This is a genomic window from Sinosporangium album (assembly GCF_900100605.1).
GTDB lineage: Bacteria > Actinomycetota > Actinomycetes > Streptosporangiales > Streptosporangiaceae > Sinosporangium > Sinosporangium album.
Genome location: NZ_FNCN01000003.1, coordinates 305,404 through 321,074 on the forward strand (window position 1 = coordinate 305,404; position 15,671 = coordinate 321,074).

General features: G+C 69.0%; 12 protein-coding genes. 6 read left to right on the top strand and 6 right to left on the bottom strand.

From position 1 onward, the window contains the following. Window positions 1-157: 157 nt before the first annotated feature. The 3 genes from BLQ73_RS04725 to BLQ73_RS04735 form a co-directional block, all read right to left on the bottom strand. Window positions 158-1,723 carry a multicopper oxidase family protein gene (locus tag BLQ73_RS04725; RefSeq protein ID WP_093168577.1) on the bottom strand — a complete coding sequence of 522 codons (1,566 nt, stop codon included), beginning with the start codon at window positions 1,721-1,723 and terminating at the stop codon, window positions 158-160. 125 nt (window positions 1,724-1,848) lie between these two features. After that, window positions 1,849-2,844: a M56 family metallopeptidase gene (locus BLQ73_RS04730; RefSeq protein ID WP_093168579.1), complete on the bottom strand. Its 996-nt coding sequence runs from the start codon at window positions 2,842-2,844 to the stop codon at window positions 1,849-1,851. Next, window positions 2,841-3,212, bottom strand: coding sequence for a BlaI/MecI/CopY family transcriptional regulator (locus BLQ73_RS04735; RefSeq protein ID WP_093168581.1), 372 nt, complete (start codon window positions 3,210-3,212; stop codon window positions 2,841-2,843). Before BLQ73_RS04735 ends, BLQ73_RS04730 begins: the two co-directional genes overlap by 4 nt. Before the next feature lie 241 nt (window positions 3,213-3,453). On the opposite strand from BLQ73_RS04735, the gene recQ reads away from it, so the two are divergent. Continuing rightward, window positions 3,454-5,382 (top strand): DNA helicase RecQ, encoded by a 1,929-nt coding sequence (recQ, locus tag BLQ73_RS04740; RefSeq protein ID WP_093168583.1) that lies wholly within the window; start codon window positions 3,454-3,456, stop codon window positions 5,380-5,382. On the opposite strand, the gene BLQ73_RS04745 is transcribed toward recQ, so the two are convergent. Next, window positions 5,379-5,999: a class I SAM-dependent methyltransferase gene (locus tag BLQ73_RS04745; protein WP_093168585.1), complete on the bottom strand. Its 621-nt coding sequence runs from the start codon at window positions 5,997-5,999 to the stop codon at window positions 5,379-5,381. The two genes, recQ and BLQ73_RS04745, sit on opposite strands and share 4 nt — an antisense overlap. A gap of 361 nt (window positions 6,000-6,360) precedes the next feature. On the opposite strand from BLQ73_RS04745, the gene BLQ73_RS04750 reads away from it, so the two are divergent. The 4 genes from BLQ73_RS04750 to BLQ73_RS04765 all read left to right on the top strand — a co-directional run bounded on the left by BLQ73_RS04750 (window position 6,361) and on the right by BLQ73_RS04765 (window position 10,543). Next, complete coding sequence (locus BLQ73_RS04750) at window positions 6,361-7,020, top strand: AAA family ATPase (protein WP_245690789.1); 660 nt, start codon at window positions 6,361-6,363, stop codon at window positions 7,018-7,020. A gap of 447 nt (window positions 7,021-7,467) precedes the next feature. Continuing rightward, window positions 7,468-7,722: an acyl carrier protein gene (locus tag BLQ73_RS04755; protein WP_093168587.1), complete on the top strand. Its 255-nt coding sequence runs from the start codon at window positions 7,468-7,470 to the stop codon at window positions 7,720-7,722. A 244-nt stretch (window positions 7,723-7,966) separates the two neighbouring features. Beyond that, entirely contained in the window at window positions 7,967-8,875 is a 909-nt protein-coding gene (locus tag BLQ73_RS04760; RefSeq protein ID WP_245690800.1) for an LLM class F420-dependent oxidoreductase, read from the top strand. Window positions 8,876-9,757: 882 nt separating this feature from the next. Further along, complete coding sequence (locus BLQ73_RS04765; protein ID WP_093168591.1) at window positions 9,758-10,543, top strand: carbonic anhydrase family protein; 786 nt, start codon at window positions 9,758-9,760, stop codon at window positions 10,541-10,543. A gap of 305 nt (window positions 10,544-10,848) precedes the next feature. On the opposite strand, the gene BLQ73_RS04770 is transcribed toward BLQ73_RS04765, so the two are convergent. After that, window positions 10,849-11,217, bottom strand: coding sequence for a DUF742 domain-containing protein (locus BLQ73_RS04770; protein WP_093168593.1), 369 nt, complete (start codon window positions 11,215-11,217; stop codon window positions 10,849-10,851). A 47-nt stretch (window positions 11,218-11,264) separates the two neighbouring features. Continuing rightward, window positions 11,265-13,793 (bottom strand): sensor histidine kinase, encoded by a 2,529-nt coding sequence (locus BLQ73_RS04775; protein WP_093168595.1) that lies wholly within the window; start codon window positions 13,791-13,793, stop codon window positions 11,265-11,267. A gap of 218 nt (window positions 13,794-14,011) precedes the next feature. Between BLQ73_RS04775 and BLQ73_RS04780 the strand changes: the two genes are divergently transcribed. Next, window positions 14,012-15,631, top strand: a complete 1,620-nt coding sequence (locus BLQ73_RS04780; protein ID WP_093168597.1) for an ABC transporter substrate-binding protein — start codon at window positions 14,012-14,014, stop codon at window positions 15,629-15,631. Window positions 15,632-15,671: the final 40 nt, after the last annotated feature.

Below are 15,671 nucleotides of genomic sequence, written 5' to 3' on the forward strand. Positions count from 1 at the left end.
CTTCTTTCCCGGACCGGCGGTCCGCGTGGCGCACGGCGTGCACGTCGTGCACCCGGCGGGGCCGGACGTGAACAGGCGGCTCACGGAGGCCCGCCGGGCGACGCTCCGCCCGGCCGTTTCAACTATGCCAAGTAGTAGGTAAGTGCGCCGTAAGGGCCTACTTCAGGTAGCCGAGCAGCGTCATCATGCCGCTCTCTCCGTGGTAGAGGTTGTGGCAGTGGATCATCCACATCCCCGGGTTGTCGGCCTCGAAGTCCACATTGAGCGTCCGGTTCGGCAGCACGATCGCCGTGTCCTTGCGCGCACCCGCGCCCTCAAGGGCGAACGTGTGGCCGTGCAGGTGCATGGGATGCCACATGGTGGTGCGGTTCACGAACGAGAGCCGCACCCGCTCGCCGCCGCGCACCTCGGCGATGGTCTCCGGGTCGTACTTCCGCCCGTTGATCCCCCAGTCGTAGTTCATCATCCCGCCCGTGAGCTCCAGTCTCACCGTGCGGTCCGGGGTGCGCTGAGGCAGCCGTACGGCTCCCGCCGGGCTGAGCCGGTCGTAGCCGATCACGAGCCCGTCGAGCTCGCGCGGCCGGGCGCCGGCCCCGGGGGCGCGAGCCGTACGGCTGGTGCGCACGAGGGCCCGGGCCAGGACGTTCTTGCCCTCGGCGAGGGCGGCGAGGGGGAACACGCCGTCCTTGAGCGTGACCAGGACGTCGTAGCGCTCGCCCATGCCGATCAGCAGGGCGTCGGTCGGCGCCGGCTCCACGGGGAAGCCGTCGGTGTGCGTGACGGTCATGCGGTGCCCGCCGAGGGCCACGCGGAACGCGGTGTCGCCGCCCGCGTTGACGAACCGGATCCGCACCCGGTCGCCGGGCTTGGCGGTGAAGGTCTCCGGCGCGCTCGGCAGCCGCCCGTTGATCAAATAGTACGGATAACGCACATCGCCCGCGTCCCCGCCCAGCAGGGGACTGCTCGCGCCCATCAGCATGAAGCCCCGCCCCTCCGGCGCGGCGGAGGGTGTCTGCGACCCGCCGCCGTGGCCCATGGCGCCGTGGTCCATGCCGCCCATGCCGCCCATGCCGCCCATGCCGCCCGACAGCTCGGCGAACACCTCGTCCGGGGTGCCCGTGACGCCGTCGAGCCAGTCGTCCAGCATGACGACCCACTCCGCGTCGTAGCCGAGGTCCTCGGCGGGGTCCTCGACGATGATCGGGGAGTACAGCCCGCGGTCGAGCTGTGTGCCCGTATGCGGGTGGAACCAGTGGGTGCCGGCCGTGGCGGCGGTGAACTCGTAGACGTGCTCCCGCCCCGGCGGGATCGGGTCCTGGGTGATGCCGGGCACGCCGTCGGCGTCGTTGCGCAGGGCCAGGCCGTGCCAGTGGACCGTGGTGTCCTGGGGCAGGTCGTTGCGCAGGCGCACCCGGACGACCTCGCCCGCCGTGACCCGTATCTCCCGGCCCGGGACGCGGCCCTCATAGCTCCAGGTCTTGACCGTCCTGCCGCCGAGGTCGACGGTCTGCTCGACGGCCCTGACCGTGAAGTCGCGTACGGCCCCGGGACTCCTCCTCGCCTCCGCGGCGGCCACGGCGCCGTCGCCGGATCCGACGAAGGCCCGCGTGGTGGGCGGTGCGCCCTGCCCGCCTCCTGTCTCGGCGGCGCATCCCGCGAGTGTCGCGCCCGCGGCGAGTCCGAGTCCCCCGCGGAGAAAAGCCCGCCGATCGATGGATCGCATGAAATTGCCTCACTGACGTGGTGTGGTCGGAAACTACGTCGGCCACCGGCCCCGCCGGGAAGGACGCCCCGCCTGCCCCAAAGGCGGCACGCCCCTCACCTCCACCGTCAGTGTACGGCTATCTCCTATGGGCCGTAGTAGATACCGGGCGCTCCCATGATGATCGCGTTGCAGTGGTGGGCCAGGAAGGCCGCCACCCCCGGGAGCAGGGCCACGGCGGCGGGCCCCGCCAGCAGCACCCCCACCGTGATCAACCCGGCGAGCCGCTCACCGCGCTCCAGCGGACGCTCAGGCGCCAGCATCCGGCGCACCCGCGCCAGCGCCGTCTCGCCGCCCGCGCCGAGCGCGAACGACGGCGCCCGGCCCGTGGCCAGCCCCACCAGCGCCGCCGCGACATCGATCCGGCGGTGGCTGCGCGCCGCGACGTCGTCGGCCCGCAGCTCCACCAGCCGCCTCACCTCCGCGTCCGCCCGGACGAACAGCGGAACGAACGGAAACGCCCGGGCCAGCGCGGCCGACGCCGCGAGCACAAGATGGTGGCGGCCCGCCAGATGCGCGCGCTCATGCGCCAGCACCGCGGCCACCTGCTCACAGGTGAGCGACCTGAGCGCCCCCGTGGTGATCACGGCCTGCCCCGGACGTCCCGGCAGGCAGTACGCCACCCGCTCCTCGTAGTCGACCACCACGGCACCGAGATCGTCGTCGTGCCGGCCCAGCAGCGCCAGCATCTCCGAGTGCCGCCGCCGCTGCGTACGAGCCCCGATCAGCTCGGCGGCCCCGCAGTACACCACACGGGCGCCGATCAGTCCGGACACGGCAAGAGCGAACCACGCCCCCGCCGGCAGCGCCCCGGCCCCGAACAGCAGCTCCGCACAGGCGGCGAGGACAAGATCGGCACAGGCCGCGAAGAAAGCCGCCAGCCCGTGCCCCACCGACGACGGGGGTACGGCGAACGCCGGTCCGGCCAGCACCGCCGACACCACCACGGAGGCACTCGCCGCCTGCCACATCCCCGCCGCGAGACGAGGCGCCCGCTCCGCCCACGCCACCGCCCCGAGCACCCTCGGCAGCACCACGGCCGCCACGACCGCATAGGCCGCGAGCAGCAGCGCGACCGTCACCGGTCGCGACCCTTGGCCGGAACCACCTGCAGCGCCGCCGACAGAGCCTCGGCCTCCTCAGGCGTCAGCCGCGACAGGAAATGCACGAGAGTCGCCGCCCGATTGCCGCTCTGGGCCAGGGAATCGCGCATCAACTCGGCCGTGTAGGCCTCCTTGGTGGCCACCGCCTCATACGCATAGGCCCGGCCGAACGGCTTTCTCTTGAGCAGACCCTTGGTGTGGAGCTTGTCCATCACCGTCATCACCGTCGTATAGGCGATCTCGCGCTCGCTCCGCAGGTCTTCGAGCACCTCCCGCACCAACGCAGGACGGTTATAGGACCACATACGATCCATGATCGTAGATTCCAGCTCGCCCAGGCCGCGCATCGGAGACCTCCCTCGCCGCAGGTGAGACACCACATGCTACCGGGCATCGTAGCCACGCTCCCGGACCGCGCACACGGCCTCACCTAGGCGAACACCCCCTCACCAGGTGGGAGAGGCCCCATCACCGACCGCCGCCTCGACCACCTCCCACGCGGGCGGGGCGGCTTCGGCCGTACGGGACGATCACGCACGTATCTCCGGCGGCTCGGTGGCGGTTGAGGGATCTTCGTAGAATGGTCCGATGCTCTCCCCCGACAGCGGTCCCCAGACGGACGAGGCGGCCGAGGCGGCCGAGGCGGCCGAGGTGCTGCGCCGGGTCTTCGGCTACGGCTCCTTCCGCGACGGGCAGCGCGAGATCGTCGACCATCTCGTGGCGGGCCACGACGCCCTGGTGCTCATGCCGACGGGCGGCGGCAAGTCGCTGTGCTACCAGATCCCGGCGCTCGTACGGCCCGGCACGGGCGTCGTGGTGTCGCCGCTGATCGCGCTGATGCAGGACCAGGTCGACGCGTTGAGGGCGCTCGGGGTGCGGGCGGACTTCCTCAACTCGACGCAGGGCGCCGAGGAGCGCCGCCGGGTGGAGGGGGAGTTCGCGGCGGGGGAGCTGGACCTGCTCTACCTGGCGCCCGAGCGGCTCGCCGCCGAGCAGACGCGCCGACTGCTCGAACGGGGGACGATCTCCCTGTTCGCGATCGACGAGGCCCACTGCGTGTCCCAGTGGGGGCACGACTTCAGGCCCGACTACCTCACGCTGTCCATGCTGCACGAGCGCTGGCCGGACGTGCCGAGGGTGGCCTTGACGGCGACGGCGACCCCGGCGACGCGGGAGGAGATCGTGCGGCGGCTCGGCCTTTCGGGGGCGCGCCGGTTCGTGGCGAGCTTCGACCGGCCCAACATCAGATACCGCATCGAGCCGAAGAACGAGCCGAGGCGGCAGCTTCTCAGGCTGCTGCGCGAGGAGCATCCCGGCGACGCGGGGGTGGTCTACTGCCTGTCGCGGGCGTCGGTGGAGAAGGTTGCCGCGTTCCTGGTGGAGAACGGCATCCCGGCGTTGCCGTACCACGCGGGTCTCGACGCGCGCACCCGCGCCGAGCACCAGGCCAGGTTCCTCCGTGAGGAGGGGGTGGTCATGGTGGCGACCATCGCGTTCGGCATGGGCATCGACAAGCCGGACGTGCGTTTCGTCGCCCACCTCGACCTGCCGAAGTCGGTCGAGGGCTACTACCAGGAGACCGGCAGGGCGGGGCGGGACGGCCTGCCGGCCACCGCGTGGCTGGCGTACGGCCTGCAGGACGTCACCCAGCAGCGCAAACTGATCGACACCTCCGAGGGCGACGACGCCCACCGCCGCAACCTCGCCGAGCACCTGTCGGCGATGCTGGCGCTCTGCGAGACGGTCGAGTGCCGAAGGGGCCGCCTGCTCGACTACTTCGGGGAGCGGGCCGCCGCCCCGTGCGGCAACTGCGACACGTGCCTGTTCCCGCCGGAGGCGTGGGACGGCACGGTGGCCGCGCAGAAGATGCTCTCAACGGTGGTGCGGTTGCAGCGGGAGCGGGGGCAGAAATTCGGCGTCGGGCAGATCACCGACATCCTGCTCGGTAAGAGGACCCCCAAGGTCGAGCAGTGGGGCCACGACAGGCTGACGGTGTTCGGGGTGGGCGCCGAGCTCGGCGAGTCCGAGTGGCGGGCGGTGGCGCGCCAGCTTCTCGCGCAGGGGCTGCTCGCCGTGGAGGGCGACTACGGCACGCTCGTGCTGACCGAGGCAAGCGCGGACGTGCTCTCCCGGCGCAGGGAGGTACGGCTGCGCCGCGACCGGCCGCGCGCCGACGCCAGGAGGTCGGCCTCGCCGTCCGGCGGGCAGCGCCGTCCGGCGCCGGTCGAGCTGACGCCCGAGGCGACGGAGGTGTTCGAGCGGCTCCGGTCGTGGCGCGCGGCCACGGCGAAGGAGCAGGGCGTGCCCGCCTACGTGATCTTCCATGACGCGACGCTCCGCGAGGTGGCGACGCGGACGCCCTCGTCCTTGGCGGAGCTCGGCGAGGTCGGCGGGGTGGGGGAGAGTAAGCTCGCGAAGTACGGGCAGCACATCCTCGACGTTCTCGCCGCCCTCTCCGGGGAGCCCGAGGTGCCCGAGGTGCCCGAGGTGCGCGGCGGGGTCGGCGAGGTGCTTTAGAGGCGGCGGTAGCAGGTCACAGAGAACGGCCTGTGAGGGTCGTTCTCCACGTGTTCGGCGATGCGCCGCGTGACCGGGTCGCCTTCGAGGTGGCGATGCAGCCGCCGCGCCTCGGGCCAGGGGTGCACGAGCACCAGCACGCCTCCGGGCGCGACGAGGTCGCGCAGGCGCCTCGACACGTGCCGCAGCCGTTCGTCCCGGCCGAGGTAGTACAGGGTCTCCGCGCAGAACACCAGATCGAACACGCCGATCGTGCCGGGGTCGGTGAGGTCGGCCGCGATGAAGCGAGGCCCTTCGCCTCGGGCGCGGGCGCGGGCGAGTGCGCGTTCGGAGATGTCCACTCCGACGATCTCGGCGCCGGGGTGCTCCCGGGCGAGGAGGTGGGTGAACGTGCCCTCGCTGCACCCGGCGTCGAGGATGCGGGTGTACGGCTCCCGCGGCACGTGGTCAAGTGTCGTCCGGTATTTGTTCAACTCGTAGAGGCTGACCTGGAGTTTCCACGGGTCGGGGCTACGGTGCCACCAGTTGAAGTAACGTCGGAGCACCTTGGTGTGCATACGCGGGCTGAACAGCGAGAGCAGCCCGAACAGCCGTCGATGGAGGGCGTCTGCGGACATGGGCGACTCCTGGTGGGACGGCCGACCTACTATGATTCGTAGTAGCTTAGGCGGTGGGCGCGTATGAGCAGCGTGAGGAATCGGCCATAGGCCGTCTCCTGAAACGCCCCGCGCACCTCCGCATACCCCGTAGCGTGGGTGTCCCCTCTACGGAGAGTGACAAACCGCCACAAGTGGTGCGCAGCTCCGCATCGCCGTCGGCGGCCCACCCTGGGCGGCCGTACGGCACGGCACGGCAGGGCACGGCAGGGCACGGCACGGCCCAGGTCAGCGCACCCCCGCCAAAGTTCTGTCATAGATCACCTTTACGGTGAATCCGGGCTCGTTTCCGGCGGCCCGGACGTTGAACCAGGTGATGGGCATGGTTCTCTACCCCTGTGAGGTGCACGCGATGGCCGCCACACCGGCCAGTCAGGCGTCTGTCAACGAGCTGCGCTACCCCACGGGATCGCTGGTGATGCTCTCCGGGCTCCCGGGGGCGGGCAAGAGCACCCTGCTGGAGCGGCTCTACAGCCTGACCGGTGAGGAGAGCGAACCGGTCGTGGCCGAGGGGGGTGTGCTGGTGATCGACTCCCGGCAGGCCCGCAAGCGGTGGGGCCGGGTCCTGCGCCCGGTGCCGTCCCGCCTCCAGACGCCCCTGGTGCACACCACTCATACCTGGCGGGTGGCCCGCGCGGTCATGGGCGGCCACACGGTCGTCGCCCACACGCGCGGCACCTGGCCCCACCTTCTGTACGGCTTCGCCTGGCTCGCCCGGCGCATGAACCGCGACATGTATCTGATCATGCTCGATGTGGAGCCGGAGACGGCCCTCGCCGGGCAGCACGCCCGCGGCAGGGTGATCTCGCGGATCACCTTCGCGCGGCACTGCCGGCGGTGGCGGGTGCTGGTCGACCGGGCGAGCGCCGGCTCGCTTCCTCCGGCGGCCGGGGTCACCGTGCTGAGCCGTACTGCCGCCGCCCTTGTGCAGCACATCCGCTTCGTCCCGCAGGCGGACCAGGGCGGCCGGCCCGCGTCCTGAACGGCCCGCGCGTCCTGAACGGCCCTCGAACGGCTCTCGGATAGGCCTCGAATGGGCCTCGAATGGTCCTGGAACGATTTTCTCCGGAGCCGATAGCGGCGTGGAGTCGGCCAGAAAGCGGGCCGCAGTACACCAGGCTTTCCATGAAAGCGCAATAGTTTTAGCTGTTTATGGCTATTAGTTGCTACTCTTGGTCTGGTGGTACACGAAGATACGTCATGACCGAAAAGGTAAATGGTAGTAAATGCCCGAATTGACAGCCCGGAAGAGTGACATTACGATCGGTCGCGCTGTCGGATGTATGGGTGGAAATTAGGTTAGATATACGACCTGGCGATTATTGCGGTTTGAGTGGCGCATTATTGGCAATGGGGTGGTTTAGTCCTCATTGTCATGGGCTGTTGACTTCGTATTTCTCTATCCGACCCGAGGATCTCTGAGGGGATTATGGAAATCGAGAACACGATCAAGAAGATCATGGTGGCCTACCTCCTGCCGGGGGCCCAGGCCGACCGGATCGGTCTCGACGACAGCCTGCGCCATGTCCACGGCCTGGATTCCCTCGGCGTTGTCGAACTACGCGTCCAGTGCGAGGATCTCTTCGGAATACGCATCTCCGATCGCGATTTCCTCTCGGAGAACTTCGCATCGGTCCGCACCGTGGCCGCGCTTGTCCGCAGGTTGCTCCACGAGGCCGCCTGAATCTTCCGACGAGCATCTCCGCGGGGGAGTGTCCAGGGAGGCGAAGAACCAGAGCGGCGGCACCGTTTCGGCCCCGCGGCCGATCCCGCAGCCTGCGCGCGGCACACGCCCGACACATGCGCGGCGAGGGCTCCGATCTAGGCGGGTTCATGGCGATCTAGACTGGTCGGCGACGGGCGCTGGGCCTCCGGATCTCCGGAGGCCCGGCGTGGTCTCGATCGGAAACGGGGCGAGTGCTGTGCGTATGGGGATAATGCTCAACAACGACGTGTCGAAGAGCAGACCGTCGGATGCGATCGACGCGTTGGAGCGGCAGGTGGCGCAGAGCGCCGCCGACGGCTTCTCCTCCGTATGGCTGTCGCACATCTTCGGGTTCGACGCGCTGACCGCTCTCGCCGTGGTCGGGAGAAACGTCCCGGGCATCGAGCTCGGTACGGCGGTCGTCCCCACCTACCCGCACCACCCCGGGGTGCTCGCCCAGCAGGCGCTCACCGTCAATGCCGCTGTGGGCGGCAGGTTCGCCCTCGGCATCGGGCTGTCGCACAAGATCGTGATCGAAGACATGTACGGCTACAGCTTCGACAGGCCTGCCAGGCATATGAGGGAATACCTCTCGGTGCTCCTTCCGCTGCTCCGCGGCGAACCGGTGTCGTTCGAGGGGGAGACCCTGCGGGCGAACCTTGAGCTCAGCGCACCCCCGGCCCCGGACATGCCCGTCCTGATCGCCGCGCTCGCCCCGCGCATGCTCAAGCTCGCCGGTGCGATGGCGGATGGCACGGTGCTGTGGATGGCCGGGCGCAAGGCCGTCGCCGAGCACATCGCCCCCTCGATCACCAAGGCGGCCGAGGAGGCCGGTCGGCCCGCTCCGCGCATCGTGTGCGCGCTGCCGGTCTGCGTCACCGACGACGCGGAGGCCGCGAGCGCCAGGGCGGACCAGATCTTCGAGATTTACGGTCAACTCCCCTCCTACCGCGCGGTGCTTGAGCGCGAGGGTGCCGAGAGGCCCGGCCAGGTGGCCGTCGTCGGCGACGAGGAGACGGTCGCCCGCCGGCTCGACGACCTCGCCGCCGCGGGAGTGACGGACTTCGTGGCCTCGCCGTTCGGATCGGCGGAGAGCGTCGCCCGCACACGGGAGCTGCTGAGGTCCATCTGAGAACCCGTCTGCGGTCCGTCTAAGGTCCGTCTGAGATCCACGCTCTGAGGACCCGTCTAGGTCCAGGGCTCTGAGGCCGCCGTCCGAGGGCCCTCTCTGAGGGCCCCGTCTGAGGGCCCTGTCTGAGGGCCCTGTCTGAGGTTTGCCTGAGACCACTCTCAGGCCGCTCCGGGGCCTCGCTGCGCCCTCGGGGGCCGAAACTCCACGCGCTCCGGCGGCGCTCCAAGGGCGGCTTCGCCGCCCCCAAAATGTGAAGAATCCCATTTTGGACGCTAAGTCGCCGTGAATGACACGTAGATGAATGTGTCATGAGCACTCTCTCATTTATCTAGACCGCTGGCGATTTCGCAGGTCAATGAAGGTGGCCAAGCGGAGGAGTTTTCGCCCGGAAGTTACAGAGCGGGCATTCCGGTAACGGGAAAGCCTCATTCCCCTACCGAGCGTGCATGGTGGTCCATCTAAAATATGGCCGGCAGGTTAGATACGTGTTTCGCCGTGGCCGAATGATTGCTTTCGGCTCATAATGAGGATGTTTCGCAATAGCGGCGACCACTTATAGGACGGCTTCCTCGCAATGCATCCGATAAGGGTATGGTTTTGTCTGAGCCCCTGGGGCAGCACCCCCAGGAGATGTGTGCGCTGAATCACATTCACCGCCGTGATGTAAATCACGCCCCACGTACGGCTCTGGCAGCGAAGCCGACACCTCCCGGCATAGGTGCCTGACGGCGCGTCCTGTTCCGGGAGCGGAAACGGGGCCTCGGATCCCGCGGCCTCCGATTGTCGCGACCTCGGATTTCCGCCGATTCCGGAATCTCCGTGAATCGCCGGAACTCCGCAGTCCATGCACGTGGTGGTGGCACGCCATTGAAGGGAAGAGAAATGTACCTCCGTCATGCCCGCAGAAACCCGATCGCTCTCCTCGCGCTGCTTTCGGTTGTGTCGGTCGTGTCCGCCGGCTGCGGAACGGCAGCGGCGAAGCTCAGGGCTGTCGAAAGCCCCATCGACATCGACACCTCAAGCGTTCTGGCGGACCCCGACCAGCCCACGCTCACCGTGCTCTATCCCTGGGGCGCCACGTCGCGCATGCTCATGCAGTACCAGGCCAAGGAGCCCTGCAGGAGCCGCCACAAGGAGGAGGACGTCCGCGGCATCCCCGCACCGGGCTTCTTCGTGAAGTACGGGGATGAGAAGTACGAACTCAAGAACGTGCACTACCACGCGCCGAGCGAGCACAAGATCGACAAAACGAGCGCGGAGGTCGAGGCCCACCTCGTCCACCAGAACGCCAAGGGCGACTACCTCGTGCTGGCCGTCCACCTTGACACATCGGCCACGGCTCAGTCGGGCGAGCACGACAAGCTCATCGACTCCGCGCCTCCGGTCGAGATCTGCCCGCCCGACCCGCCCATGCTCCCGGTCAGGAACAACATCGCCCTCCGCGGGCTGCTGCCCGCCGACGTCTCCGCCTATCGCTACGTCGGTTCACTCACCACCAAGCGGGAGGGGGAGTACCACAGTCCCGTCCAGTGGCTCATCATGAAGCAGCGGATGTCGCTGACCACCGCGAGCCAGGCGAAACTCCATGCGATATGGCCCGGTGCGGCGTTCCCGCACGGCAACTCCAAGCCCGTGACCAAGGCCGCTCCCAAGGTCTACGTCAAGTAGGCGCTCCTCTGGGACGCGCACTCCCACCGCCGGGCCCATGGCGTCCGCCGTGCGTCGCGAGGCTCGCTCCGGCCCTCTGAGGAGCCCTCAGAGGCGCCCTCGCAGCGCACGGGCCGTCCGGCGCGCATGCCGGGCCTGTCAAGCGTGGCGGGCGGGACGGGAGGGGCGGTGGGAACGCGCCGAGGCGGGGAGCGGTCGACGCTCCCCGCCTCCGCATGAGTCGGACGGCTCCGCCGAGTCCGGATGCACCACGCGCTCTGGACGGCTCCACGCGGGCTGTGCGGCTCCATGCCGACGGCGGGCGGCTAGAGGGCGCGCAGGCCGTCGATGACCTCCAGCAGGATCCGCTCCTGGGGGAGCTGGGCCGCGGGGGCCGGGGGCCGTACGGTGACCAACTGCTGGTCCAGCAGGTCGCCGACGAGGACGCGGACCACCCCCAGAGGCAGGCCGAGCTCGGAGGCGATGTCGGCGAGCGGCGTCGCCCGCGCGGCCAGCTCCAGGATGGTGAGCTGCTCGGGGGTGAGGTTGCCGGGCCGGCGTCTACTGGTCGCGGTGATGACCGCCATGAGGTCGATGGCGGTGCCTGAGGGTTTGGCGCGTCCCCGGGTCAAGGCGTAGGCGGGGACGACGGGACCGGCGTCCTCGTCCAGCCAGCGCTCCCCATGCTCACTCATTCACACGCTCCGGGGATCTTGAACGTGGACATGGGCCGGCCGTGCGCTCACTTGTCGCCCTCCTCGCTCAGTTCACTCTCCAGACGTGCTCGGTTCCACCCTCGTTGCAGCGAACTCAGCAGCAGCTTCGCCTCCTCGGGTGAACGCTCCACGGGCGCGGCGCCCTCGTCTCGCTCGGTCTCACGCTTTCCGAGCGGCTGGACCTCCCGGAGTTGCGGGGCGAGGTTGGCCTGCCTGACTCTGCGCGGCAGGCTCGCCCGCTCATCGGAGCGTACGTCACGGGAGGGTTGCCGCGCGTCGCCGGGGCCGGGGCGCGCGTCGGAACGCTCGCCGGATCCGCCCGTACGGCCGGCCGCGGCGGAGGGGGTCGGTGCGAGGCGCGGCGGCGGGGGCACGGCGGCGGGCCGGGGCGGCCTGGCGGGCCTGGACGGGGGCTGCGCCGGCCGGGGGATCGCCGGGATGGGGCCGGTGGCGGCCCTGCCGCCTGACCCGACGCCCGACCCGCCGACCTGCCTGGCGGCGGGAGCAGCGGGGGCGGTAGGGGCGGCGGGGGCAGTGGGGGCAGTGGGGGCAGTGGGGGCGGGGTCGAGCATGCGCCTGCTCTCGATGGTCGCGGGCCCCGCGACCGCCGGCGCCTGCGGTTCGGCGGGCTCCTCCATCTCAGCGACGACGAGGTCGCGCGGGATGAGGACGATCGCCGTGGTTCCGCCGTACGGCGAGGTGCGCAGCGTCACCTGGACGCCGTGGCGGTTGGCCAGACGGCCGACGACGAACAGGCCGAGCCGGTCGCTCTCCGCCAGGTCGAACTCCGGTGGGTTCAGCAGCCGATCGTTGAGTTCGGCGAGCTTCTCCGGGCTGACGCCCAGACCTCGGTCCTCGACCTCGATGACGAAGCCGTTGGCGGCCATCTCACCCCGGACGTGCACGGCGGTGTTGGGCGGTGAGAAGACGGTGGCGTTCTCCACCAGCTCGGCGACCATGTGGATGACGTCGCCGACCACCGATCCCTGCAGGGAGTGGGAGGCCATCGGGAGTACGGTGACCCGCGTGTAGTCCTCCACCTCGGCGGCGGCGCCGCGCATGACGTCCAGGAGCGGGACCGGCTTGCGCCATCCCCGGCCCGGCGTCGCGCCGGACAGGATGATCAGGCCTTCGGCGTGGCGCCGCATGCGGGTGGTGAGGTGGTCGAGCCGGAACAGCTCTTCCAGCGAGTCGGGCTCGGTGGTGTGCTCCTGCATGGCGGCGAGCTGGATGCGCTGGCGGTGCAGCAGGGTCTGGCTGCGCCGCGCGAGGTTGAGGAAGACCTGGCCGATGCCTTTGCGGAGCTGGGCCTGGCCGACGGCCGCGTCGACCGCGGTGTGCTGGACGGTGGAGAAGGCCCGGCTGAGGTCTTGGATCTCGGTGGTGTTGCCGTGCCCGGCGATGGGCGGCGCCGCTGCGGCGATGTCGATCTCCTCGCCTTTGCGGAGCTTTTCGACGACCGTCGGAAGCCGGCTCTGGGCGAGTTCGATCGCCGCCTGGCGCAGGCGGAAGAGCTCGCGGGTGAGGCGGCTTCCGAGGCGCATCGAGATCAGGACCGAGGCGATCACGATGACCAGGCCGAGGCCGCCCCAGAGGTAGGCGTTGCGCAGGAGCGAGTCGGCGATCGGCTCGGCGCGCTTGGACAGGTCGGCGGCGGTCGCGTTCTGGGCGCTCTGCAGGGAGGCGCTGACCGAGTCGGAGACGCTCTGCCAGGTGTTCAGGCCGCCGGGTCGCAGGGGAGCGCCGCCGATGATCTGCTCTTCGAGCATGCGCAGCCGGTGGTACTCCGGCATCGTGATCACGTTGACGAACTGCTCGCGCAGCTCGGGGTCGAGCTCCGCCAGGGACTGGTCGATGGTGAAGCGGCGGTTGCCCACGATCTGTGTGAACAGCGTGCGCTCTTCACCGGTCATCTCGCCACCGCCGGTGAGGCCGCCGGCGGCGAGGCTCTGTTCGCGGCTCAGCAGTTCTTTGGCGAACGCGAGCGAAATGAGGACTCGGCCCTGCTGGTAGATAGGGATGTCGTCAACAAGCGCCAGACTCTCCAGCATCCGGGAAATTGAGTCTGAAATGTCATTATATGCCTCATATGCCCGAAGTCGATCCGAAAGGCCGATATCGATCTCGGCGCGGATATCGGCCAGTCGTTCGAGGCGCACCAGAACCTGGTCGACGTGCTTACGGGTCGCTTCCTTGGTCGCCTCCCGCGACGCGTTGGAAAGCGCGAGATTCCTGAAGTTCTTCCTGATCTCGTCCGTGCGGGCGCGTTGAGAGGTGAGGCCGATCCGGTCGGTGTCGCCCCGGGGCGGTGCGGTGCCGAGAGCGAGCCGCCTGGCGGAGAGCAGTCGTTCCCGCTGGAGTTCGATGACCAACTGGTCGGCGGGCTGGCGCAGAGTCGTCCACACCGTGGAGTGGTCGCGCAGGTCGAAGCTGGTGACGAAGGCGCCGCTGGCGATCAGAACCCAGAGGATGATCAAAGAGAGGAGAGGGACCAGCAGCAGGCCCACGATCTTGGACCGGATCGAACGGTCTCGTGCACGGCCAGGGGTACCCATGACACTCGTCCCTCGTGTTCGGGGGGTGGTGGGGTTGGAGCTATTCGTGAACCCCGGGGGAGACAGGGGAAGAGGCTAGCAGTGCAACGAGCGGAATTGATCCCTACAGGCTGAGATATCGGGAAATATCGCATCCACTACTGTCTTCACTACTCTCCGCTGTGATCTTGCAGTAGCGTCGATCTTGATCAGTTATGGCAGGAAAGGACCCGCCGAACATGCGCCGGTCAGCACGCATCATCGCTCTCGCGGTCGCCGCGGTCACAGCGCTCGCCTTAACCGCCTGTTCCAACGGGACCGCGAGGGAGGCCGAACCGGTCGGCACGACCTCGGCGCAGTCGGCGAAAGAGTCCACGTTCGTGTACGTGACGAACCTTAGCGTGGTCACATCGTGGGACCCCGCGATTTCGTACTCCAACGAGATCATCGCAATGCAGAACATCTACGAGGGTCTGACGATCTACAACCCCGTCACCAAGAAGGCGAGCCCGCGCCTGGCGACCGGGTGGACCTCCACCCCGGACAACAAGACCTGGACCTTCACCCTGCGAAACGGGGCGACGTTCCACACCGGCAGGCCGGTCGACTCCGCCGCCGTCAAGGCGTCCATCGAGCGCACAAGGAAACTCGCCCAAGGTGCGGCGTATATCTGGGACCCGGTCGACTCCATCGGAACGCCCGACCCCACCACCGTGATCTTCAACCTCAAGTATCCCGTTCCGCTCGACCTGGTGGCCGCCTCCAGCTACGCGGCCTACATCTACGACACCGAGGCCGCCGGCGACGAGGACCTCGGCGAATGGTTCGAGAAAGGACACGACGCCGGCTCCGGGCCGTACACCATCGCGAGATGGCAGAAGGGCAAGCGGAGCGAGGTACGGCTGACCGCCTACGAGGGTTACTGGGGCGGCTGGGAAGGGCCGCACTACAAGAACGTCGAGTTCTGGGCGGTCAACGAGATGAAGGCGGCCTGGCAGCTCCTCCAGCGCGGCGAGGCCACCTACGTCAGCCGGATGTCCCCGCAGCTCTACCGGAAGGCGTCCACGGCCGGCGGAATCCGCACTATGGAGGTTCCGTCCTTCCAGACCATGCTCATGCTCTTCAACACCGCGAGCGGCCCCCTCCAGGACGTACGGCTCCGCAAGGCCGTCCAGAAGGCCCTCGACTACGACGGGGTGGTCGCCGCACTCAAGGGCGCGGGCTCCCAGACCAGCGGCATCGTGCCCACGGGCATGCTCGGCCACGCGCGGGACATGGTGCCGCGGCAGGACCTCGCGGCGGCGGAGGCCCTGCTCAGGGAGGCGGGGTACGGCCCCGGAGGCCGGGAACTGCGCCTCACCCTGACCTACGCCGCCGGAGACGACGACCAGCGGGTGCTGGTCTCCCGGCTGAACTCCGTGCTCGCCGCGCTGAACGTCACCGTCGACGCCCGCGCGATGCAGTGGGAGGCGCAGTGGGACCTCGGCAAGAGCAAGGACCCCCGCAAGCGCCAGGACATCTTCGTGATGTATTGGTGGCCTGACACGCCCGACGCCTACTCGTGGTTCGTCAACATCTTCCGTCACACCGATCCGATCTCGTTCAACTTCACCTACATGAAGAACACCGATCTCGACGCGCGGATCGAGAAGCTTCCCGGCCTGACCGCGACGAACCGGCGGGCGGCCGAGGAGGCGTATGAGGAGCTGCAGCGGGAACTGATCGACGAGCGGGCCGTGGTGGCCGTCCCGTGGGTGGTGAACTACCAGCGCGCCTACCTCGGCGGAGTGCAGAACTACACGGACAACCCGGCCTACGGAAACGTCGTCTTCGTCCACGATCTGACACCGACCGGGTAGCCTCCGGTGTGCCGTCCGGCCGCGCGTCAGGGGTAATCGG